At 59.3% G+C, this 19,488-nt stretch carries 20 protein-coding genes and 1 pseudogene; 7 read left to right on the top strand and 14 right to left on the bottom strand.

Translation table 11 applies throughout. From position 1 onward, the window contains the following. The 3 genes from HZ993_RS02815 to HZ993_RS02805 form a co-directional block, all read right to left on the bottom strand. Nucleotides 1-237 carry a hypothetical protein gene (locus HZ993_RS02815; protein WP_209395761.1) on the bottom strand — a complete coding sequence of 79 codons (237 nt, stop codon included), beginning with the start codon at nt 235-237 and terminating at the stop codon, nt 1-3. Nucleotides 238-317: 80 nt separating this feature from the next. Further along, nucleotides 318-1,418 (bottom strand): rhomboid family intramembrane serine protease, encoded by a 1,101-nt coding sequence (locus HZ993_RS02810; protein ID WP_209395760.1) that lies wholly within the window; start codon nt 1,416-1,418, stop codon nt 318-320. Continuing rightward, the gene (locus HZ993_RS02805) at nt 1,411-1,869 is read right to left on the bottom strand and encodes a heavy metal-responsive transcriptional regulator (protein WP_209395759.1); all 459 of its coding nucleotides are present in this window, start codon (nt 1,867-1,869) and stop codon (nt 1,411-1,413) included. The genes HZ993_RS02810 and HZ993_RS02805 overlap by 8 nt, the downstream gene beginning before the upstream one ends. A 102-nt stretch (nt 1,870-1,971) precedes the next feature. Between HZ993_RS02805 and HZ993_RS02800 the strand changes: the two genes are divergently transcribed. Continuing rightward, a complete protein-coding gene (locus HZ993_RS02800; protein WP_209395758.1) occupies nt 1,972-2,889 on the top strand; it encodes an MBL fold metallo-hydrolase in 918 nt (305 codons plus the stop codon). 92 nt (nt 2,890-2,981) lie between these two features. Here the strand turns inward: HZ993_RS02800 and HZ993_RS02795 are convergent, their stop codons facing one another. Genes HZ993_RS02795 through HZ993_RS02780 form a run of 4 tightly spaced genes read right to left on the bottom strand, consistent with a single transcriptional unit; the run spans nt 2,982 to nt 6,363 of the window. Next, nucleotides 2,982-4,004 (bottom strand): TRAP transporter substrate-binding protein, encoded by a 1,023-nt coding sequence (locus tag HZ993_RS02795; protein ID WP_209395757.1) that lies wholly within the window; start codon nt 4,002-4,004, stop codon nt 2,982-2,984. 41 nt (nt 4,005-4,045) lie between these two features. Beyond that, nucleotides 4,046-5,338 carry a TRAP transporter large permease gene (locus HZ993_RS02790; protein WP_209395756.1) on the bottom strand — a complete coding sequence of 431 codons (1,293 nt, stop codon included), beginning with the start codon at nt 5,336-5,338 and terminating at the stop codon, nt 4,046-4,048. 6 nt (nt 5,339-5,344) lie between these two features. Then, a complete protein-coding gene (locus HZ993_RS02785) occupies nt 5,345-5,860 on the bottom strand; it encodes a TRAP transporter small permease (protein WP_209395755.1) in 516 nt (171 codons plus the stop codon). Then, nucleotides 5,857-6,363, bottom strand: a complete 507-nt coding sequence (locus HZ993_RS02780; protein WP_245213799.1) for a gluconokinase — start codon at nt 6,361-6,363, stop codon at nt 5,857-5,859. Before HZ993_RS02780 ends, HZ993_RS02785 begins: the two co-directional genes overlap by 4 nt. Before the next feature lie 185 nt (nt 6,364-6,548). Between HZ993_RS02780 and HZ993_RS02775 the strand changes: the two genes are divergently transcribed. From HZ993_RS02775 to HZ993_RS02755, 5 genes are all read left to right on the top strand, one after another. Next, on the top strand, nt 6,549-7,574 hold the full coding sequence (locus HZ993_RS02775; RefSeq protein WP_209395754.1) for a LacI family DNA-binding transcriptional regulator: 1,026 nt from the start codon (nt 6,549-6,551) through the stop codon (nt 7,572-7,574). 144 nt (nt 7,575-7,718) lie between these two features. Continuing rightward, on the top strand, nt 7,719-7,877 hold the full coding sequence (locus HZ993_RS02770; RefSeq protein WP_209395753.1) for a hypothetical protein: 159 nt from the start codon (nt 7,719-7,721) through the stop codon (nt 7,875-7,877). A 52-nt stretch (nt 7,878-7,929) separates the two neighbouring features. Further along, complete coding sequence (locus HZ993_RS02765; protein WP_209395752.1) at nt 7,930-9,474, top strand: hypothetical protein; 1,545 nt, start codon at nt 7,930-7,932, stop codon at nt 9,472-9,474. A gap of 137 nt (nt 9,475-9,611) precedes the next feature. Continuing rightward, nucleotides 9,612-10,067: a hypothetical protein gene (locus HZ993_RS02760; protein ID WP_209395751.1), complete on the top strand. Its 456-nt coding sequence runs from the start codon at nt 9,612-9,614 to the stop codon at nt 10,065-10,067. 205 nt (nt 10,068-10,272) lie between these two features. Beyond that, nucleotides 10,273-10,629, top strand: coding sequence for a hypothetical protein (locus HZ993_RS02755; RefSeq protein ID WP_209395750.1), 357 nt, complete (start codon nt 10,273-10,275; stop codon nt 10,627-10,629). A gap of 187 nt (nt 10,630-10,816) precedes the next feature. On the opposite strand, the pseudogene HZ993_RS02750 reads toward HZ993_RS02755, so the two are convergent. Beyond that, nucleotides 10,817-12,093 (bottom strand): annotated as a pseudogene (locus tag HZ993_RS02750) (IS256 family transposase). Nucleotides 12,094-12,253: 160 nt separating this feature from the next. On the opposite strand from HZ993_RS02750, the gene HZ993_RS02745 reads away from it, so the two are divergent. Beyond that, nucleotides 12,254-12,778, top strand: coding sequence for a suppressor of fused domain protein (locus HZ993_RS02745; RefSeq protein WP_209395749.1), 525 nt, complete (start codon nt 12,254-12,256; stop codon nt 12,776-12,778). A 177-nt stretch (nt 12,779-12,955) separates the two neighbouring features. Here the strand turns inward: HZ993_RS02745 and HZ993_RS02740 are convergent, their stop codons facing one another. The 6 genes from HZ993_RS02740 to HZ993_RS02715 all read right to left on the bottom strand — a co-directional run bounded on the left by HZ993_RS02740 (nt 12,956) and on the right by HZ993_RS02715 (nt 19,326). Next, complete coding sequence (locus HZ993_RS02740) at nt 12,956-14,581, bottom strand: ABC transporter substrate-binding protein (protein ID WP_209395748.1); 1,626 nt, start codon at nt 14,579-14,581, stop codon at nt 12,956-12,958. A gap of 138 nt (nt 14,582-14,719) precedes the next feature. Then, nucleotides 14,720-15,703: a peptide ABC transporter ATP-binding protein gene (locus tag HZ993_RS02735; protein WP_209395747.1), complete on the bottom strand. Its 984-nt coding sequence runs from the start codon at nt 15,701-15,703 to the stop codon at nt 14,720-14,722. Then, entirely contained in the window at nt 15,700-16,707 is a 1,008-nt protein-coding gene (locus HZ993_RS02730; RefSeq protein WP_209395746.1) for an ABC transporter ATP-binding protein, read from the bottom strand. The genes HZ993_RS02735 and HZ993_RS02730 overlap by 4 nt, the downstream gene beginning before the upstream one ends. Nucleotides 16,708-16,816: 109 nt before the next feature. Next, nucleotides 16,817-17,704 (bottom strand): ABC transporter permease subunit, encoded by an 888-nt coding sequence (locus HZ993_RS02725; RefSeq protein WP_209395745.1) that lies wholly within the window; start codon nt 17,702-17,704, stop codon nt 16,817-16,819. Beyond that, the gene (locus HZ993_RS02720) at nt 17,701-18,711 is read right to left on the bottom strand and encodes an ABC transporter permease subunit (protein ID WP_209395744.1); all 1,011 of its coding nucleotides are present in this window, start codon (nt 18,709-18,711) and stop codon (nt 17,701-17,703) included. The genes HZ993_RS02725 and HZ993_RS02720 overlap by 4 nt, the downstream gene beginning before the upstream one ends. 165 nt (nt 18,712-18,876) lie before the next feature. Next, nucleotides 18,877-19,326, bottom strand: coding sequence for an SWIB/MDM2 domain-containing protein (locus HZ993_RS02715; protein WP_209395743.1), 450 nt, complete (start codon nt 19,324-19,326; stop codon nt 18,877-18,879). Nucleotides 19,327-19,488 lie beyond the last annotated feature (162 nt).

Genomic DNA, 19,488 nt, shown 5'->3' with positions numbered 1-19,488 from the left:
TCAAGACTGCGGTGGAAGCGTTGTGGGTGGCTCGCGCATCGGGACTGGCGATTCCGTAGGTGGCGGCGCACCAAGTGGCTCCAGCGGTTGCGGCATTTCTGGCGGCAGGGGCGGTGGGCTCTCTGGCACCGGCATGGGCTGGTCCGGTGGGGTGATGCCCACCAGCTTCCAGTCCATCAACAGCACGGGTGCGCGCTTCGCGTTTGACAGGGGAATGACGTCTGCAATGCTGACCATATAGTGACCCTTTGCAATGAACAAGGCCACAAGGCTAGTCGTGCTGCGTGGTGGGGTCGGTGCGTCGCCGCACACTCCCATTATTCAGGTGCCGGTTTTGATGATGCTTGGCGGGCGTGCTCCAGTGCCCGTTGGATCTGTTCACGGTCCTGCTCGCGCAGGCCTTGCGACAGTTCACGGGCGGCTTCGGCGCGTTCATTGGCGTAGGCCTGCAACTGCTCCAGCTTGGGGGCCGAGGGTGCCGCGCCACCGGGTTGGGCGGCCTCCAGCTGCTCAAAACTGCGTTCGTACACCGCGGCGATGTCGGCGTCGATCTGGCCCGCGAGTTCATCAAACGTCAGCCCGTTGCGCGCGCTGTTGGCCAGCAGGCTGCCCCAGCGCCGGCTGGTGCGCTGGTCTTCGCCCAGAAACTGCTGGATGGCCTCGCGCGCCTTTTGTTCTTCGCTGAAGCGGTAGCTGGGCTCGGGCAGGCGCCACACCAGCACGGCCGTGACGGCCACTATCAGTGCCGCGGTGCCCCAGGCCAGGCCACGCGAGGGTGTGCGTCCGTGCAGGCCCCCTGCGGGCGCCAGCACCAGGCCCAGCAATGCACCTGCCAGCAGGCCACCGCCATGGGCCGCATTGTCTATGCCTGGCACCACAAAACCCACGCCCAGCATCAATGATGAAAACAGCAGCGCAGCGCCAAACAGCCAGCGGAACTCACCCGGCTCCACGCTGCGCCGTGCGCGCCACAAAAACACCAGCAGCGCGCCATACAGGCTGAAGATGGCGCCCGATGCCCCGCCCGAGACGGCCTGGTTGCCATGCAGCACCAGCGACAGCAGGTTGCCCAGCAGCCCACTGACCACATACAAGCCCGCAAAACGCCAGCGCCCATAAAGCTGCTCCACCAAGCGGCCCACATCCCACAGGGCCCACATATTGAGCGCCAGGTGCACCACACCAAAGTGGATGAACAGCGCGGTGAACAGGCGCCACCACTGGCCGTCTTGTGTGGCCGGGCCGAAGTTGGCGCCCCAGGCCAGTTGCACGCCATTGGGGGTGTGCCAGAAGCCAGCACCAGCCAGCAGCATCAGCAGAAACACCCCAATGTTCACAGCCAACAGGGTGGCGGTGACGGGCGCACGGCGTGGCGGGGCGGCCATCAGCGTGGCCAGGCTCATGACCGGCTCAGCCATGCGTGGCAGAAGCCGTTTTGGCAAAGGATTTGCGCACCCGCGCCACACCGGCACCGCTGCCCGAGTTCACCGCCGTGCCCTGGGCCGTTGTTACCGGCTCGTTGCGTGCGCAACGCAGGGATGCAAATGTGGCCTGCAGCTCTTTCTTCAGGGTTTGCAATTGTTTGATGTGGGTGTCTATCTGTGCCATCTTGGTTTGCAGCTGGTGTTCAATGTCGGTGCGGCCCAGTTGCCCTTGGGCAAACTGCGGCACGATCACCCGTATCTCTGCCAAAGAAAATCCCAGCGACTGTGCCCCGCGCACAAAACGGATCGCCTCTATATGGGCGGCGGTGTAGCTGCGGTAGCCATTGTCCTGGCGGGTGGGCGCCTGCAGCAGGCCCTGCTTTTCGTAATAGCGCACCGTGTCGGTCGAGACGCCTGTGGTTTTGGCTAGTTGGCTGATGTTCATGGTGAGGTTTTTGCGACCGGCGTGAAAAAGTGCTTGACCTTGGAGCATAGACCAAGCTTTAGAGTTCCCCCGTTTTCAATCACTTTCTTTCCTTTGCCACCCATGAAATACTTTTCATTGCTTCAGTCTTTCACACTCGCCGCTGCGCTTCTGTGCGGCGCAGCACATGCGCAAGCCCCGGCTGCCACACCCTCGGCACCCCCACAAGTGGGCTTTTCGATCATCAAGACCGGCAAAGTGTCGGTGGCCGAACGCCTGTTGGTGCCCGATGGCAGCCTCTCCAAAAAGATAGACACCAACTTTTCGGCCTTTCTGATCAAACACAAGAACGACTACCTGTTGTTTGACACCGGCCTGGGTGCCAACATCGAGACCCAGTACGCGCAAGATATGCCCTACTGGGCACGCCTGGCGTTCAAGTTTGAAAAGCCTGTGGTGCCGGTGCGCAAGCAGCTGGACGCGGCCGGTTTTGCACCTATTCAGAAGGTGATCATCAGCCACGGCCATTGGGACCATGCCAGTGGTGTGCCCGACTTTCCGGAGGCTGAAATCTTCGCCGCCGAAGAAGAGATGCACTCTATCAAGCACGCAGAGTCCGGCGCGGCCACGGCCTGGCCATCGCAGGTGGCAACCCCCGGCACGCGCTGGTCGCCACTGGTGTTGCAGCCGATTGCCCACAAGGGTTACGCACAGAGCCTGGACCTGTTCAACGACGGCAGCGTGGTACTGGTGGCCATGCCGGGCCACACCGAAGGGTCCATCGGCATGTTTGTGACTGTGGACAGTGGCAAGTGTTATTTCTTCATTGGTGATGTGGCCTGGAAATCGGCCGCCATACAGGCCGGTGCCCCCAAGTTCTGGGCCGCCAGCATGGTGGTGGACCGCAACCGCGAGCAGACCCTGCGCAGCGTGGAGCAGGTGCGGGATGTGGCCCGCAAATACCCCGACCTGGTGGTGGTACCCGCGCACGATGCCGCGGTGCAGGATGCGCTGGGCTACTTTCCGGCTTGGGTCAGATGAATGATGCTATTGAATATATAGCGCAGTAACCATATTATTCCGGGGCTAGAGGCCGATTTGTTATAGATCGCCTCCGTGGCAGCCCCAGGCGTCTATTTCTTGGCGCGTATCTTGGCCAGCTCCGCCTGCGTTTCGTTCCACAAATCCATGCCAATGTCCGCACCAATCAGCGCGTAGACCTTGGTCAGCTTGTCGCGCATGCGGGCGGATTCTGCTGGGGACAGCTCGTTGACTTGCATGCCCTTGGCCTTCAGGTCGCCCACGGCCCGGGCGGCTTCGTCGCGGGTGTCCTTGCGTTCAAAGTCGCGGCTGATCTTGGCGGCGTCCATCAGCACCTTTTGCTCGTCTTTGGACAATTGGTCCCACCACTTCTTGCTGGCGGTGACGATCCAGGGGCTGTAGACGTGGTTGGTCACCGTCATGTACTTCTGCACTTCGTAGAACTTGCTGGACAAGATGGTGTTGAACGGGTTCTCTTGCCCATCGACCGTCTTGGTTTCCAGCGCGCTGAACAGCTCGGAGAAGGCCATGGGGATGGCATTGGCGCCCAGGGTCTGGAAGCTGGTCAGGAACACATTGTTCTGCATCACCCGCAGCTTGACGCCGTCCAGGTCTTCCATCTTGGTGATGGCACGTTTGCTATTGGTCAGGTTGCGAAAACCGTTTTCCCAATACACCAGGCCGACCAGGCCTTTGTCTTGCAGTTTGTTGCGGATCTTGTCGCCAATGGGGCCGTCCAGCAGGGTGTCGGCCTCTTTGGTGTTGCTGAACAGGAAGGGTGTGTCCCACAGCGCCATTTCCTTGGTGATGCCGACCAGTGTGGCGGTGGAGCCCACCATCATCTCCTGCGCACCGCCAATCAGCGCTTGCTGCATCTGGTTGTCGGGGCCCAGTGCAGCGGCGCCAATGGCGCGCACCTTCATCTTGCCGCCGGAGGCCTTGTCCACCGCGTCTGCAAACACCTTGGCCGCACGGCCCTGGTTGCTTTGTTCGTTGAGGCCATAACCAAAACGGATCAGGCGTGGCTTGATGTCCTGTGCGAAAGACGCGAAGGATGCGCCCAGCAGGGCAGCGGTGGTGGCGGCAATCAGCGTGCGGCGAAGTGCAAAAGTCATGGTGGGAGTCTCCTGGGGTTGAAAGGTTTTTATGGGTTTATCTACCGCATCCACGCTACGGGTGCGGTGACGATCTGCGGGAACAGTACGAACAGAAACAGAATGACGGTATAGGTCAGCAGGAAGGGGTTCACACCCTTGATGACCTGGTGCAGCGGCAGCTTGCCCACACCGGCCACCACATTCAGCACCGTGCCCACCGGTGGTGTGATCAGGCCAATGGCGCCGTTAAGCACAAACATCAGGCCAAAGTAGACCGGGTCGATGCCAGCCTTCACGGCGATGGGCAGCATGACCGGGGCAAAGATCAGGATGGTGGGCGTGAGATCCAACGCGGTGCCGATGACGATGAGTACCAGCATCATCATCACCATCAAGACGCGCGGATGCTCCACCAGCGGACCCAGCCAGCCGGTGAGTGTGGCGGGCAAATCGGCCAAGGTAATCATGTAGCTGGCCACGGCGGCACCCGCGCACAAAAACATGACGATGGCCGTGGTCTTGGCTGCACGTACCAGCACGCCATACAACTCGGCCACACGCATCTCACGGTGTACGAACAGTGCTATGACCAGTGCATAAAACGCGGCCACCACGGCGGCTTCGGTGGGCGTGAAGACGCCGGTTTTCATGCCACCGATGATGATGACCGGCATCAGCAAGGCCCACACAGCGCGGCCGGTTGCCAGCATGCGCTGGCGCATGGGCATGGGGGTGCCTTCGGGAAGGTCCATGCCACGCAGCATCCAGCGCCAGGCCACCACCAGCGCTGCACCCATGATCAGGCCGGGCACGATGCCCGATACAAACAGGGCCGAGATCGATGTGTTGGTGGTGACGCCATAGATCACAAACGCCATGGACGGCGGAATGATGGGGCCGATGACACTGCCCGCCGCGATCAGGCCAGACGAACTGGCCAATGGGTAGCCGTGTTTGCGCATCATGGGCAGCAGGATGGCCGACATGGCGGCTGCATCGGCCAACGCAGAGCCTGACATGGCCGACAGCAGAATCGCCGCGCCAATGGTCACATAACCCAGCCCACCGCGTATATGCCCCACCCAGGCCTGGGCCATATCGATGATGCGCCGGCTGATGCCGCCCGTGTTCATCAGCTCTCCGGCCAATATGAAAAATGGCACGGCCAACAGCGGAAAGCTGTCTACCCCCGCTACCAGGTTTTGTGCAAGTAGTTGGGTATCCCAAAAGCCCAGCACCCAAGCCATGCCGGCGCCGGTCAACACCAGCGCCAGTGCCATGTTCATGCCAATACCCATCAGCACCAGCATGCCGGCGACGAAGACGATAAAAGCGAGTCCTTCGTTGCTCATCTTGTTTTATTCCAGTTCGGCGCCGTGACCCAGGTCCAGCGGTGTTTGTTGGATCAGTTCAACCAGGGCCATCACCGCAATGGACGCGGTGCACAGCAGGGCGGGCAAGGGGAGCAGGGCAGTGGGGTAGCCCAGCACCACGGATTTGCTGTCCAGGCCCACCAGCACCTGTTGCCACGCCCCCCAGCCCACCAGCACACAGCCCAGAATGACGGCGATGCGGATCAGCGCCGTCATCAGCCGCATGGGCAGGGGTTTGTTCTTGAGCATCGCGACCAGGCTGGTGAAGGCCATGTGTTCACCCGCCGGGTAAGCCGCCGTAGCGCCTATGAAGACCATCCATACAAAGAGCAGACGCGACAGTTCTTCACTGGCTGCCACGCCGCTGCCAAAGCCGTAGCGCAACACCACGTTGACAAAGACGGAGACGGCCATCACACCCAGACAGGCGGCCATCAACACATTCGTGATGTGCTGGAAGCGCCCGGTGGGTGCGGGTGCGTGTTGTGTGGTGTCGCTCATGCGGGCTCCTGGTGGTTGCGCAGCCATTGGCTGACGTGGGTCTGCAGTTGTGCCAAGGGCGCCATCGCGTCCACTTTCAGCACGCCGGGCTCACCCGTGGGATCTTCCAGCGTGGTGAACTGGTTGTCTACCAAGGTGGTGGAGAAGAAGTGCGCACCGCCACGTGCGGCCACGCGTTGCAACGCTTGCTCGCGGTTGATGGCCATGAACACAAAACCCAGGCCAGGTGCGGCAGAGCGCAGCCGGGCACGGTAGGCCTTTTTGAGCGCCGAGCAGGTCAGCACAACACCCTGGGGGTGGGCCTGCAACTGCGCGCACAGGGTGGTCAGCCAGCCATCGCGGTCAGCATCCGTCAGCGGCACGCCGCGGGCCATCTTGTCGCGGTTGGCGGCGCTGTGGTGGTCGTCGCCTTCCACCAGTTCCCAACCGGTGGCGCGCGACACCGCGGCCCCCAGGCTGGACTTGCCGCAACCGGCTACACCCATGATCACAATCGCCTGCATCACTGTTTTATTCTTTTGGATAGCGCTATCCTGCTTGGTTAATAAAAAGGCAAACAACAAGTTGGGTATGTCCCCTAGCAGCAGAATTTCTCGCTACCTAGGGATTGCCCGCCTGCCATTTGCGTTTGGATAGCGCTATCCTATGTGAATATTGCAAACGCTCCATCCGTACTTACCCTAGGCCCATGAAACCCACCGCCGTCCGTTCCCGTGCCACTGGCCGCATCACGCTGGCAGACGTGGCACATGCTGCTGGTGTCAGCCCCATCACCGTGTCACGTGCCCTGCGGGGTGAGCGCGCCGTAGACCCCGAGCTGGTAGCCCGTGTGCAGGCGGCAGTGGCCAAGCTGGGTTATTTGCCCAACCCCGCGGCACGCGCGCTGGCGTCTGGCGTGGGCTCACATGTGGCGGTGCTGATACCCATGTTGTCCAACGCCCTGTTTGTGGACCTGCTGGAAGCCACGCAACGCACGCTGCGCCAGGGTGGATACCAGACGCTGATTGGCGTCACACACTACGACCCGGCCGAAGAAGAGTCTCTGTTGCGCGAGCAACTGTTGCACCGGCCCGCAGGCCTGATCGTGACCGGGCTGGAGCGCAACGACGCTACCCGCAACCTCATTGCGCAGGCCGGCGTGCCCTGTGTGCATGTGATGGAAGCATCGGGCACGGCGGGTGTTTACTGCGTCGGTTTTTCGCAGATGGATGCGGGTGAAGAACTGACACACCATTTGCTGGGCCGCGGCCACAAACGCATCGCCTTTGCCGCAGCCCAACTGGACCCGCGCACCTTGCAACGACTGGAAGGCTGGCGCAAGGCTTTGCAGACCGCTGGCTTGTACGACACCACGCTGGAGTGGCTGAACCCAGCGCCGTCGTCTATCTCTTTGGGCGCGCGCATGTTCGAGCAGATCATGGGCCAGCAGCCGGCGGTCGATGCGATCTTTTTCTGCAATGACGATCTGGCCCAAGGCGCATTGCTGGCCGCGCTGCGCTTGGGTATTGCGGTGCCCCAGCGGGTGGCGGTAGCCGGGTTCAATGACCTGACCGGCAGCGACCAGATGCTGCCGCCGCTGACCACGGTGCGCACGCCGCGGGCCGAGATTGGTACTGCCGCCGCCACCATGCTGCTGGCACTGATGCGGGATGAAGATGTGGCGTCGCCCTGTGTGGACCTGGGTTACGAGTTGCTGGTGCGTGGCAGCACCTGAGCCAAGGCGTTGTATGAATAATTGGCCTGTAGCCCCCGTGAAATATATTGGTAATGCTATCAAAAGCGTAGTATTTCACACCACACGGCGTGCTGCACCCACCGTGTGGACTTTCAGTTAGACTGAACCAAAGGAGTCCACACTATGGCAGGCGTATTCGGGAAAGATCCCAACATGAAGAAAACCAACCAGGCACAGCTGGAGCGCACCAACGCGGAGCGCAAGCGCAAGCAGGCGGAGGTTGCGGCAAAGTTCAACAGCAAGAAGCCGGCCCCCGCCACCGGCGAAACACCCACCAAATAGCGGCTGCAGCGCGCATATGATGGCCCCTTCTTTGGGGCTTTTTTGTTTTTGTATGAACCACACAACCACCACGCTGAAGGCACTGTGCATGGGCTTGGCCCTGGCGGCCAGCATCACCGCGCCCAGCTTCGCACAAACCAAGTCGGGCACCAGTGCCCAGCAGCGCACCGAAGCACACTTCCGAACCGTCCGAACAAAGCCGCCCGAGCTGTGGGCCTTCCTCAAAGACATGCCCAAAGGCGGCGATCTGCACAGCCATTTGTCTGGCGCCATCTATGCCGAATCCATGATCGGATGGGCGGCCGAAGATGGCCTGTGTGTGGACACCAAATCCATGGCTCTGCAGAAGCCGCCGTGTGATGCCACGCCCGGTTTGGTCGCGGCAAAAGACGCACAGGTAGACGGCGTGCTGTACCGCCGCATGATTGACGCCTGGTCCATGCGCAACGCACAAACCTCCGGCCTGAGTGGCCACGACCAGTTCTTTGACAGCTTTGGAAAGTTTGGCGCCGCCAACCGCAACCGTAGTGGCGACATGCTGGCCGAGGTGGCCATGCGTGCCAGCGGTGGCCATGTCAGTTACCTGGAGCTGATGCTGACACCGGGCGGATCAGAAGTGTCCAAGGTTGCAGCCAAGGCAGGCTGGAACGACGATTTTTCCCAGATGCGCACGGCCATGCTGGAAGGCGGCATGCCCGCCGCAGCCACGGCCGCTGTAGAAGAGCTGAAACATGCCAACGCACGCAAAGCCGAACTCTTGCGCTGCGACACACCCCAGGCCGCGCCTGGCTGCGCGGTGAGCATGCGGTACCTGTACCAGGTGCTACGTGGGTTGCCCAAGGAGATTGTGTTTGCACAAATGCTGGCAGGCTTCGAGCTGGCCAGCCGCGCGGACTCACAAGTGGTTGGCCTGAACCTGGTGATGCCCGAAGATGCATTGGTGCCTATGCGCGATTTCTCGCTGCACATGCGCCTGCTGGACTATCTGCACAGCGTCTACCCCAAGGTACAGGTCACGTTACACGCCGGTGAACTGGCACCCGGCCTGGTGCCGCCCGAAGGTCTGCGTTTTCATATCCGTCAATCGATTGAACAAGGTCATGCCAAACGCATCGGCCACGGCGTTGCCATCATGCAAGAAGACGATGCCGTGAGTTTGCTCAAACGCATGGCCCGCGACAAGATCATGGTGGAGATCTGCCTGACCAGTAACACCGGCATCCTGGGTGTGAGTGGTGCGCATCATCCGCTGGCGACCTACCTGAAGTACGGCGTGCCCACTGCATTGGCGACGGATGACGAAGGCGTGTCACGCTCGGAGATGACGCACGAATATGTGAAGGCTGTGCAAGAGCAGAACATCAGCTACCGGCAGCTGAAGACCATGGCGCGGAACAGTTTGCAGTATGCGTTTGTGGAGGGTGGGGCGCTGTGGAAGGATGTGGAGCAGGGGCGGCCGGTCGCGGACTGTGCGGGTAGCCGGCCTGGAGCCGCCAAAGCTAGCACTCGTTGCGAACGGTATTTGGAACAAAGCCCCAAGGCCAAGTTGCAGTGGCAACTGGAAGATGCGCTGGTAAAGTTTGAGCGTAGGTTTTGACAGCAGCGGGGCGGAAGCGGTCCTCAAGATTGGGCTTCCAATTGGCAGGGTCTTCTCAAAAGTACGCGAACCTTACCCGCGACGTCGAGACTGGTCGAGTAACATTCCCGCACTCGTCCCCGTAGATTTATTGCCCTATGAGCACTCTTCAAATCTATTGCGATACAGGAGGCTATATGCCTCAATTGCGGCCGTACGTAATAGATGGTCGGGCGAAGCTATTTCAGTTTCGCTATGACGACAACAGAAACCCGAAAATTAAGCATGCTGCGGTTCCGACCCAACCGACGTTCAGAGAAATGAACTACACGTGGGCCGAACTGAAGCAGATCGAAGAGCTGAAGTCTTTGACTTGGGACGATTTGGAAAGTAGTTCTGACAAGTTCGAGGAACTGAAATTAATTATCGGCGGTAGCAACTTGAAGGATGCGAAGCATGTTGACTCAGCATATCGAGCGGGATGCTCGGTCCTTCTCACGGGCGATAAGGACGATCTTTGGTCTAAGAGAGAGCAGATATTTCAAGCGGTAGGTATTCGGATTTTGCACAACCCTGACGATTGGCCCGCGCTTGAGGCCATGTTGCAGTTGTGAGCTAGTTTTATGTTCCGTATTGAGGGCGTGCAATGGCTCTAAGTTATTGCCATCATAGTGGTGTACAAGAGTAGTGGCATTGAAGCACTCCCCGGGGCGTCTTGTTTCGATGCTGCAATGGGGCGAAAGCGGACTTCTGATGTCACGGCCTGATCGACTACAGTTAACCATTGATTATTCGTTTGGCAATACTTAAATGAGCACAATGAAAGCATTCTGGAGCGATTGCGGTCAGGGCCCTGCGTCCGATACTCCCGTTGAGCTAGATCTGGTGCAAGCCAAGAACACATGGTCTGACGCAAGTGGTGTTAAAGGAAATTTCTTCGGCTTGATCGACACACAAGGAAGAACCATCCAGTTTTACTTCACCGAAGACATTCCAGACCACTTTGAAGATGCTCGCCACCTAGAAATTGTTCTGCTCGACATTCCGGTCCAAGGAAAAAGAGGCTCATATTCAAAGCAAGTTTCTATTGGCGAAGTGCACGGTTTAATTGCCTTGGCTTTCTCTGTGGGCGTAGACCATTCGTCCTTTCCAGGCCTCAGCTTTTCTTCATGGTAGCCGCATTGCCGAACTTTGCAGTCGTGAGGGACAGCAAGAAGTTGGGCTTGTGGGGAGTGTCAGAATTTCTGTGTGTGAGGCGGTTTCAGAAATCAGCTGATGGGTAAATTTTATTCAAACTAAGGCCCCTGCCAGGCCGCCGGAGGCCCCCCCCCGGTAGAACCCTGAGTGGCAGGGTTCAGCTCCTTCATTTTGCACCCCCGTGAGTGGGCTGCGTGAACCTGTCGCCGTAGAGGATGGCAAACTGGTTCATGGCTGATTTCCAGTGGTTAGCCGCACGTCCCCAATCCTCGGTAATGTTGCGCAGTGCCAGCCAGATCAGCTTGGTGGCCGCATCGTCACTGGGGAAGTGTCCTCTGGACTTGATGATCTTGCGCAGTCTGGCATTTACGCTCTCAATGGCATTGGTCGTGTAGATCACACGGCGTACCTCGGGCGGGAACGCAAAGAAGGGAATCACTCTGTCCCAAGCCCTGCGCCAGGCTCCCACCACGGTGGGGAACTTCTGGCCCCAGGGACCTGCCTCAAATGCATCGAGTTCAGCCTGTGCTGCCTCTGCGCTCACCGCCGTGTAGATGGGTTTGATGGCCGCAGCCAGCGCCTTGCGATCCTTCCAACTGGCAAAGTCCAGGCTGTTGCGTATCAGGTGCACGATGCACGTTTGCAGTGTCGTGGCCGGGAACACCGCGCCCAGGGCCTCTGGCATGCCTTTGAGCCCGTCGGTGACGGCAATCAGGATATCCTGCACACCTCGGGTCTTCAAATCGTTGAACACTTTCATCCAGAATTTGGCCCCTTCGGTGTTCTCGACCCAGATCCCCAGGATGTCGCGGCTGCCATCGGCCAGCACGCCCAGGGCCAAGTACACGGCCTTGAGCGCACCACCCCGTCCTCACGAATCTTGACGCGCAGCGCATCGAAGAACACCACCGGGTACATGGATTCCAATGGGCGGCTCTGCCAGGCTGTCACCTCGCTCATGACTTCGTCAGTCACGCGGCTGATGAGGTCGGGCGATACATCGACCGAGTACATCTCGCTCAAAAACGCCTGTATCTCGCGCACGGTCATGCCACGCGCGTACATGGCGATGATCTTGTCGTCAAAGCCGGTGAAACGGCGCTCGTGTTTGCCGATGAGTTGGGGTTCGAACGTGCCTTCCCGGTCGCGCGGGACGTCAATGCGCAGGGCTCCTGCATCGGTCAGTACCGTCTTAGCGCTTTTGCCGTTGCGGTGGTTTGCAGGCGCTCCCTCGGGTTTGGCCTTGCCCGGCGCGTAGCCCAGGTGATGGCTCATTTCTCCAGCCAGTGCCCGCTCCAGCACGGCCTTTTTGAACTGGTCAAACAGTCCCTGGACTTGACCGGCTGTCATGGGGCCGGTCACCAGTTGGTCCAGCAACTCGGCTGGGATTTGAAGTTGTGTTGCGTTGTCCGCCACCGTGGCGCTCTTTGTCTTGCTTGGCATTCATGCTCCTTGTTGACATGTTATGCCTCGCACACAAAATTTCTGACAGGCTCGGCTTGTGGCTCCCTACGCTTCGCTTCGGCTGCCCCTCACTTCCGCGCTATGCGTCATGAACTCACCATCCTCAATACCTAGCGAACACAAAGAGTGGGCGAAGCACATGCGGCAACTCGTTGGCGGCAACACCTCAGTTACCGCGTACTACGATGAGGCGAACGCCAACAAAATTCACATCTTTTCAAGTTCGAATAGCGATGGAATAGTTGCCGCTACTGTTGGCTTAATGGAGATCAATCAGAGTGACAAGCCGGGTGTCGAGATCTACTCTGAAATCATCATGGATCAGAGAGGCCATGATGAAAGAATCTCAAACGTTCTCTCCACAATTGCCTTTTGTGTGATGAAGGACTGTTGGAACGTAGCGCCGGGGGTCGTTTTCCACGACGTAGTGAGGATGTACGTCCCTGGTACAGAGCTTCCTCACGTGATGTTCACTGCACCTTTTCAGTGGAACACCATGTCGAAGCTCTCTCTTTCCGCAAAGACAATCTATCCGTTAGTGGCAATCCCCATCTCTGAGGCGGAAGCCAAAGTCGCAGGAGCGAACGCAGGTCAGGACCTTGAAGCTATTTGGGTTAAGCAATCCACTGATGTATTAGATTGGGGCAGGAAAAGTGCCGCATAACACTACACAAATGGACTCCCCCACAAGCGCAGAAAACTGATGCGTTGAATGATTGCTGTCTGGGATTTTGAAAGTCAGCTATGTGTCTGAAGCAGTCTTCCCAAAACGCCTAACGCGCAAAAAAAGGCCGGTTCACACCGGCCTAAACTTTTTGAGAAACGCAAAACTAACCACTGATCACTTCATATCCACCCCATAAAACGTGTGCCGCCCAAACGGGCTCAGCTTGAAGTCAACCACTTCCTTGCGCACGGGTTTCAGTTGCACCGCGTGGGCAATGGTGAACCAGGGGGCTTGTTCCTTGAAGATCACCTGGGCTTGCTCATACAGCTTGGTGCGCTCGGCGGGCTTGGAGACTACCTTGGCTTTTTGCACCAGGTCTTCAAAGGGTTTGAAACAGAACTTGGCCACGTTGGAGCCGTTGGTCTTGGCCGAATCGCAGCCCAGCAAGGTGTTCAGGAAGTTGTCTGGGTCTCCGTTGTCACCGGTCCAGCCCAGCATGCCCATCTGGTGTTCACCGGCTTGCATGCGCTTGCGGTATTCGCCCCATTCAAAGCTCTTGATTTCGGCCTTGACGCCAATCTTGGCCAGGTCGGCCTGCATCAGCTCGGCAATGCGCTTGGCATTGGGGTTGTAGGGGCGTTGCACGGGCATGGCCCACAGATCGGTCGTGAAGCCGTTGGGGTAGCCGGCGGCGGCAAGTGCTTTCTTGGCCGCTGCGGGGTCAAACGCATCGTCCTTGATGGACTTGTTGTACGACCATTGTGTGGGCGGTATGGGGTTGGTCGCCGCAATGCCAGTGCTCAGGTAGACGGCCGACACAATCGCCTTCTTGTCGATGGCCATGTTGAGTGCCTTGCGCACACGCACATCGTCAAACGGCTTCTTGGTCGTGTTGTATGCCAGATAACCCACGTTCAGGCCGGGTTGCTCCAGCACGGTCACATTGGGGTCCTTGCGGATGGCGTCCAGGTCAGCCGGGTTGGGGTAGGGCATGACATGGCATTCGCCCTTTTGCAGCTTGGCCCAGCGCACCGACGCATCGGGTGTGATGGAGAAGATCAGGTCGTCAATCTTGGCAGCGCCTTGCCAGTATTGCGGGAAGGCCTTGTAACGGATGATGGCGTCCTTCTGGTACTGCACCAGCATAAAGGGACCGGTACCTACTGGCTCCTGGTCGATCTTTTCGGGTGTGCCGGCCTTCAGCATGGCAATGGCGTATTCCTTGGACTGGATGCCTGCGAACTGCATGGCCAGGTTGGAAAGGAAGGGCGCCTCGGGCTTGTTCAGGGTGATCTTGACGGTGTAGTCGTCGACCTTGTCGATGGACTTCAACAGTTTGGGCATGCCCATGTCGTCGAAGTAGGAGTGGTTGGAGCTGGTGACTTTGAAGTAGGGGTCGGTCGCAACCCACTGTCGGTTCATGGTGAACAGAAAGTCATCGGCGTTGAAATCGCGCGAAGGCTTGAAGTTTTTATTGGAGTGCCACTTGACGCCCTTGCGCAGATGAAACGTGTACTCCAGGCCGTCTTTGGACACGGTCCATTTTTCGGCCAGGCTGGGCACGATTTGTGTGCTGCCACGTTCAAACTCGACCAGGTTGTCGTATATCTGTTCCGTTGCATCAAACGAGGTGCCAGTGGTGTTGATGCTGGGTGCGAAGTTCTCAGGGCTGCCCTCAGAGCAATACACCAGGGTCTTGGCGGCCGCGGGTGCCATGGCCATCAAAGCAGGCAGCGCCACAGCGCACAACATGGCAACTTTGCTGGCACGCAGCTTGGTGCGCGGGAAAGAAGTGGTCATCAAGAAAACTCCATAAAAAATATGGGGCGGCTTACGCCCCGTGTCAACAATTGAACCAAGCTTGTGGCCTGGTTGCCAAGAAATCATGGTACGCCAGTAACCGGTATGCGCTTACTGGGGTTCTTACTGCTTTTGCGTTCATATTGCAGCCAGGCGCGACGCTTCAAAACAGGCGACCAGGCGGCCATGCAGCTCTTGCAGCGCAGGCCGCTCGCTGCGGCACTGCGCGGTGGCATGGGGGCAGCGGGTAGAAAACACACAACCCACCGGCGGATGGAGCGGAGACGGCAGCTCGCCTTTGAGCACCGTGCGTTGGGCAGCAGGCCCGCTGCCGGCCAAGCCCGGTGTAGAGCCCAACAGTGCCTGGGTGTAGGGGTGCAGGGGGCGGCTGAAGATGGCATTTTTCTCGCCATGCTCCACCGTGTGGCCCAGGTACATGACCAACACATCGTGGGCGATGTGGCGCACCACGCCCAGGTCGTGTGAGATGAACAGATAGGCCAGGCCCAGATCGCGCTGCAGGTCGGCCAGCAGGTTCAGCACCTGGGCTTGTATAGACACGTCCAATGCCGACACCGGTTCATCTGCCACCACCAGGGATGGGTTGAGCATCAAGGCCCGCGCTATGGCAATACGCTGGCGCTGGCCGCCGGAAAACATGTGTGGGTAGCGGTCGTAGTGCTCTGGCCGCAGGCCCACCATGGCCAGCATGGCACGGGCTTTCTCGGCACGTTGTGGGGCGTTGAGCTGTGTGTTGATCTCCAGCGGTGCTTCCAGAATCTGGCCAATGCGTTTGCGGGGGTTCAGCGAGCCGTAGGGGTTCTGGAACACCAATTGCACCTTCTGGCGCAGGGTTCGTTTTTCATCGCTGGACGCGTTAGCCACATCCACGCCGCCGAGCTGCAGGCTGCCGCCGGTGGGCGATTCGATCAGGGTCACCATACGCGCCAGAGTCGATTTGCCGCAACCGGATTCACCAACGATGGCCAGTGTCTTGCCAGCCTGCACGGTGAACGACACGCCACCCACTGCTTGCAGCAGGTCGGGCTTGCTGAACAGGCCCCGGCTGATGGGGTAGACGCAGCGCAGGTCTTGGGCCGTAACCACGGCCGCTGTGCTCATGCTGCTACCTCCGCATGTTTGGGCGCGTGCAAAGCGCGGTCCGGGTCACCCAGCGGGTAGTGGCAGCGCACAGCGCCGTCTTGCCAGGCGCGCAGCGGAGGGCGGGTCTGGCACAGGCTGTCATTTGCATAACTGCAGCGGGGCGCAAACAGGCAACCCGTGGGCCGGTCATGCAAACCCGGCACCATGCCAGGGATGGTGGCCAAGCGTGAATGGCCGTCGTTTCGCTCAGGCAGGGCGGCCATCAGGGCTTCGGTATAGGGGTGCTGCGGTGTCGTGAACAAGGTGTCAGCACCGCGTTGCTCCATGATCTGGCCGGCATACATCACGGCAATGCGTTGCGCCATTTCGCTGACCACGCCCATGTTGTGCGTGATAAGCACCAGGGCCATGCCGCGGTCTTTTTGCAGGCTGCGCAGCAGGTCCAAGATTTGCGCCTGGATGGTCACGTCTAGCGCGGTGGTGGGCTCATCCGCGATCAGCAGCTTGGGGTTGCAGGCAATGGCCATGGCAATCATCACGCGTTGGCTCATGCCGCCGGAGAGTTGGTGCGGGTAGACGCCCAGGCGGCTCTCGGGTGCGGGTATGCCTACTTGCTCCAGCAGTTCGATGGAGCGTTTGCGGGCCGCGGCTTTGGTCATGCCCATATGTAGCTTGAGCGTTTCGGCCAACTGAAAGCCGACGGTAAAACACGGGTTCAGGCTGGTGGTGGGGTCCTGAAAAATCATGGCCAGATCTTTGCCTGTCAGGCGGCGGCGTTCGCGGTCGCTCAGGGTCAGCAGGTCGTGGCCATCAAAGCGCAGCTTGTCGGCTTTGACACGGCCGGGGTAGGCCACCAGGCCCATTAGGGCCATCATGGTGACGCTTTTGCCGGAGCCGGACTCACCAACAATGCCCAACACATCGCCAGCGTCCAGCGACAGACTGACACCGTCCACCGCATGCATGACGCCGTTGTGTGACGGGAACTCCACCGACAGGTTTTCAATTTCAAGCAGGGCCATTTTGAATACAGCTTCTTGAGGGTGAATTTTCCGCCGGGCCGCCCCAAGGAAAATTAGCCCCCTTGGGGGGCAGAGAGGACACGCTAGTGCCGAACGTGGGGGCCATATTTCAGCGTTTGAGCTTGGGGTCTAGCGCATCACGCAGGCCGTCGCCCAGCAGATTAAAGGCCAACACGGTGATCAGTATGGCCAGCCCGGGGAAGGTAACGACCCACCAGGCACGCAGCACAAACTCGCGTGCATCAGCCAACATGGTGCCCCATTCGGGTGAGGGCGGTTGTGCGCCCAGGCCCAGAAAGCCTAGTGCGGCCGCATCCAGTATGGCGGTGGAGATGCCCAAAGAGGCTTGCACGATGAGTGGTGCCGTGCAGTTGGGCAACACCTCGCTGAACATGATGCGCCCATGCCCCGCGCCGCCCATGCGCACCGCGGTCACGTAGTCGCGCGACATCTCGGCGATGACGGCTGCACGGGTGATGCGCACATAGTGGGGCAGCACAACGACGGAGACGGCCAGCATGGCGTTCATCAAACCAGGGCCTAGGATGGCCACAATCACAATGGCCAGCAGCAGGCTGGGCAGGGTCAGGATGATGTCCATGGTGCGCATCACCGCAATCTCAAACACACCGCGGAAATACCCCGCCAGCAGGCCCAGTGTGGTGCCCAACACCACGGACAGCGCCACAACCGCAATACCAATCGCCAGGGACAGCCGCGCACCATGGATCAGACGCGACAAAATGTCACGGCCAATGGCATCGGTGCCCAGCCAGTGGGCGGACGAGCCCCCGGTTTGCCAGGCCGGTGGCACCAGGAACACCGTGTTGTCGGTCAGATCGGGGGGGTAGGGTGCCACCCAGGGGGCAAAAGCCGCCAGCAACAGCACGCCCACCACAACCAGCAGTCCACCCACGGCACCGCGGTTGGCGCGGAAGTAGCTCCAGAACTCTTTGAAGGGGTGCAGCGGGGCACCCACAGCGTGTGACGTTGTCATTTTTGGTGGCGGATGCGGGGGTTGATGATGCCGTAGGTCACGTCCACCAGCAGATTGACGGCCATGACCAGGGCGCCCAGCAATAACATGCCGCCTTGCAACACGGGGTAGTCACGCCGGCTGATGGCTTCGATCAGCCACTTGCCCACACCGGGCCACGAGAAGATGGTTTCGGTCAGGATGGCGCCGGTGAACAACACCCCCACCTGCAGTCCAATCACGGTGACGACCGGGATCAGCGCATTGCGCAGCGCGTGTACCGCCACGATGCGAAAGCTGGGCAGGCCCTTGGCGCGTGCCGTGCGAATGTAGTCTTCGCCCAAGACCTCCAGCATGGCAGAGCGTGTCATGCGTGCAATCACGGCCAGCGGGTTGGTGCCCAAGACGATGGTCGGCAGAATCAGATGCTTGACCGACGACCAGAATGCCGCCTTGTCGTTGGCCAGCCAGGTGTCGATGAGCAGAAAACCGGTGACGGGTTCGATGAAGTGTTGCACCGCAATGCGGCCCGAGACCGGTGTCAGGTCCAACTGCACCGAGAAGAACAAAATCAGCAGCAGGCCCCACCAGAAGATGGGCATGGAGTAACCGGTTAGTGATACACCCATCACCCCATGGTCCAGGATGGTGTTGCGTTTGATGGCGGCAATGATGCCGGCGGGTATGCCGATCAAGAGCGCAAACACAATCGCACACAGCGCCAGTTCGATGGTGGCGGGGAACAAGGCCGCAAATTCGGTGAGTACTGGCGTTTGGGTGATAACGGACTTGCCAAGATCACCCTGCAACACCTTGGCGATGTAGATGCCGTACTGCGTGATGACCGGCTGGTCCAGCCCGTACTCCTTCAGTAAAACCGCATGGCGTTCGGCGTCAATGCCGCGTTCACCCGCCAAGGTTTCAATGGGGTCGCCGGGTACCAGGCGAATCAGGAAAAATGCCACCAGGGTCATGCCGAAAAAAGTCGGGATGATCAGGCTCAAGCGCGTGAACAAAAAGCGCAGCATGGGTGGGCGGTTTGGGCTTGTATAGACAAATAGGCCGCACCGGGGTGGTGCGTGGGGTGCCGAATTCTATCAACGCAAAAATCGCACCATGCAGTGGTTTTCCCTGTGTTGCAGACGTAAAAAAGGCCGGGTGAACCGGCCTTTTCAGGTTGACGCAGTGGTCAATTATTTGAGGTGCTTGCCAATCAGGCCAGCCATCTCGAACATCGAGACTTGCATCTTGCCGAAGATTTCTTTGAGCTTGGCATCCGCATTGATCATGCGCTTGTTGACTGCGTCTTGCAGCTTGTTCTTCTTGATGTAAGCCCACAGCTTGCTCACCACTTCAGTGCGTGGCAGTGGGTTTGCGCCCACGATAGCGGCCAATGCGGCGCTAGGTGTCAAAGCCTTCATGAATGCAGCATTCACGGTGCGCTTTTTCGCTGGAGCCTTGGCGGCGGCCTTTTTAGCTGGAGCCGCTTTCTTGGCGGGAGCTGCCTTCTTGGCTGGGGCCTTGGCGGCTACTTTCTTGGCGGGAGCGGCTGCTTTTTTAGCAGGAGCTGCCTTCTTTGCCGGAGCGGCTGCCTTCTTAGCAGGTGCCGCTTTTTTTGCCGGAGCTTTCTTTGCAGTTGCCATGATTGATTGTCCTTCTTGAAGTTGATTAATCACCAGTGAAAAGCTGCCTCCTCGCTGGTACCCGGATGCTACTGGAGAAAAGGGGCTTTATCCAGCGGAAAAATCAATTTTTCATTGGGAAATGTTGTTTTTTCCATTGGAGAATGGGCCTATTTGGCAAAA

It is taken from the genome of Rhodoferax sp. AJA081-3 (assembly GCF_017798165.1).
In the GTDB taxonomy this organism is placed as follows: Bacteria; Pseudomonadota; Gammaproteobacteria; order Burkholderiales; family Burkholderiaceae_C; genus Allorhodoferax.
The sequence above is the reverse complement of the archived record's forward strand: the minus strand, read 5'-3'. Positions and strand labels throughout refer to the sequence as shown.

Excerpts from the sequence above, each read along its gene's own strand:
- HZ993_RS02815 (WP_209395761.1), bottom strand. The coding sequence starts at position 237 with ATGGTCAGCATTGCAGACGTCATTCCCCTGTCAAACGCGAAGCGCGCA.
- HZ993_RS02810 (WP_209395760.1), bottom strand. The coding sequence starts at position 1,418 with ATGGCTGAGCCGGTCATGAGCCTGGCCACGCTGATGGCCGCCCCGCCA.
- HZ993_RS02805 (WP_209395759.1), bottom strand. The coding sequence starts at position 1,869 with ATGAACATCAGCCAACTAGCCAAAACCACAGGCGTCTCGACCGACACG.
- HZ993_RS02800 (WP_209395758.1), top strand. The coding sequence starts at position 1,972 with ATGAAATACTTTTCATTGCTTCAGTCTTTCACACTCGCCGCTGCGCTT.
- HZ993_RS02795 (WP_209395757.1), bottom strand. The coding sequence starts at position 4,004 with ATGACTTTTGCACTTCGCCGCACGCTGATTGCCGCCACCACCGCTGCC.
- HZ993_RS02790 (WP_209395756.1), bottom strand. The coding sequence starts at position 5,338 with ATGAGCAACGAAGGACTCGCTTTTATCGTCTTCGTCGCCGGCATGCTG.
- HZ993_RS02785 (WP_209395755.1), bottom strand. The coding sequence starts at position 5,860 with ATGAGCGACACCACACAACACGCACCCGCACCCACCGGGCGCTTCCAG.
- HZ993_RS02780 (WP_245213799.1), bottom strand. The coding sequence starts at position 6,363 with ATGCAGGCGATTGTGATCATGGGTGTAGCCGGTTGCGGCAAGTCCAGC.
- HZ993_RS02775 (WP_209395754.1), top strand. The coding sequence starts at position 6,549 with ATGAAACCCACCGCCGTCCGTTCCCGTGCCACTGGCCGCATCACGCTG.
- HZ993_RS02770 (WP_209395753.1), top strand. The coding sequence starts at position 7,719 with ATGGCAGGCGTATTCGGGAAAGATCCCAACATGAAGAAAACCAACCAG.
- HZ993_RS02765 (WP_209395752.1), top strand. The coding sequence starts at position 7,930 with ATGAACCACACAACCACCACGCTGAAGGCACTGTGCATGGGCTTGGCC.
- HZ993_RS02760 (WP_209395751.1), top strand. The coding sequence starts at position 9,612 with ATGAGCACTCTTCAAATCTATTGCGATACAGGAGGCTATATGCCTCAA.
- HZ993_RS02755 (WP_209395750.1), top strand. The coding sequence starts at position 10,273 with ATGAAAGCATTCTGGAGCGATTGCGGTCAGGGCCCTGCGTCCGATACT.
- HZ993_RS02745 (WP_209395749.1), top strand. The coding sequence starts at position 12,254 with ATGCGGCAACTCGTTGGCGGCAACACCTCAGTTACCGCGTACTACGAT.
- HZ993_RS02740 (WP_209395748.1), bottom strand. The coding sequence starts at position 14,581 with ATGACCACTTCTTTCCCGCGCACCAAGCTGCGTGCCAGCAAAGTTGCC.
- HZ993_RS02735 (WP_209395747.1), bottom strand. The coding sequence starts at position 15,703 with ATGAGCACAGCGGCCGTGGTTACGGCCCAAGACCTGCGCTGCGTCTAC.
- HZ993_RS02730 (WP_209395746.1), bottom strand. The coding sequence starts at position 16,707 with ATGGCCCTGCTTGAAATTGAAAACCTGTCGGTGGAGTTCCCGTCACAC.
- HZ993_RS02725 (WP_209395745.1), bottom strand. The coding sequence starts at position 17,704 with ATGACAACGTCACACGCTGTGGGTGCCCCGCTGCACCCCTTCAAAGAG.
- HZ993_RS02720 (WP_209395744.1), bottom strand. The coding sequence starts at position 18,711 with ATGCTGCGCTTTTTGTTCACGCGCTTGAGCCTGATCATCCCGACTTTT.
- HZ993_RS02715 (WP_209395743.1), bottom strand. The coding sequence starts at position 19,326 with ATGGCAACTGCAAAGAAAGCTCCGGCAAAAAAAGCGGCACCTGCTAAG.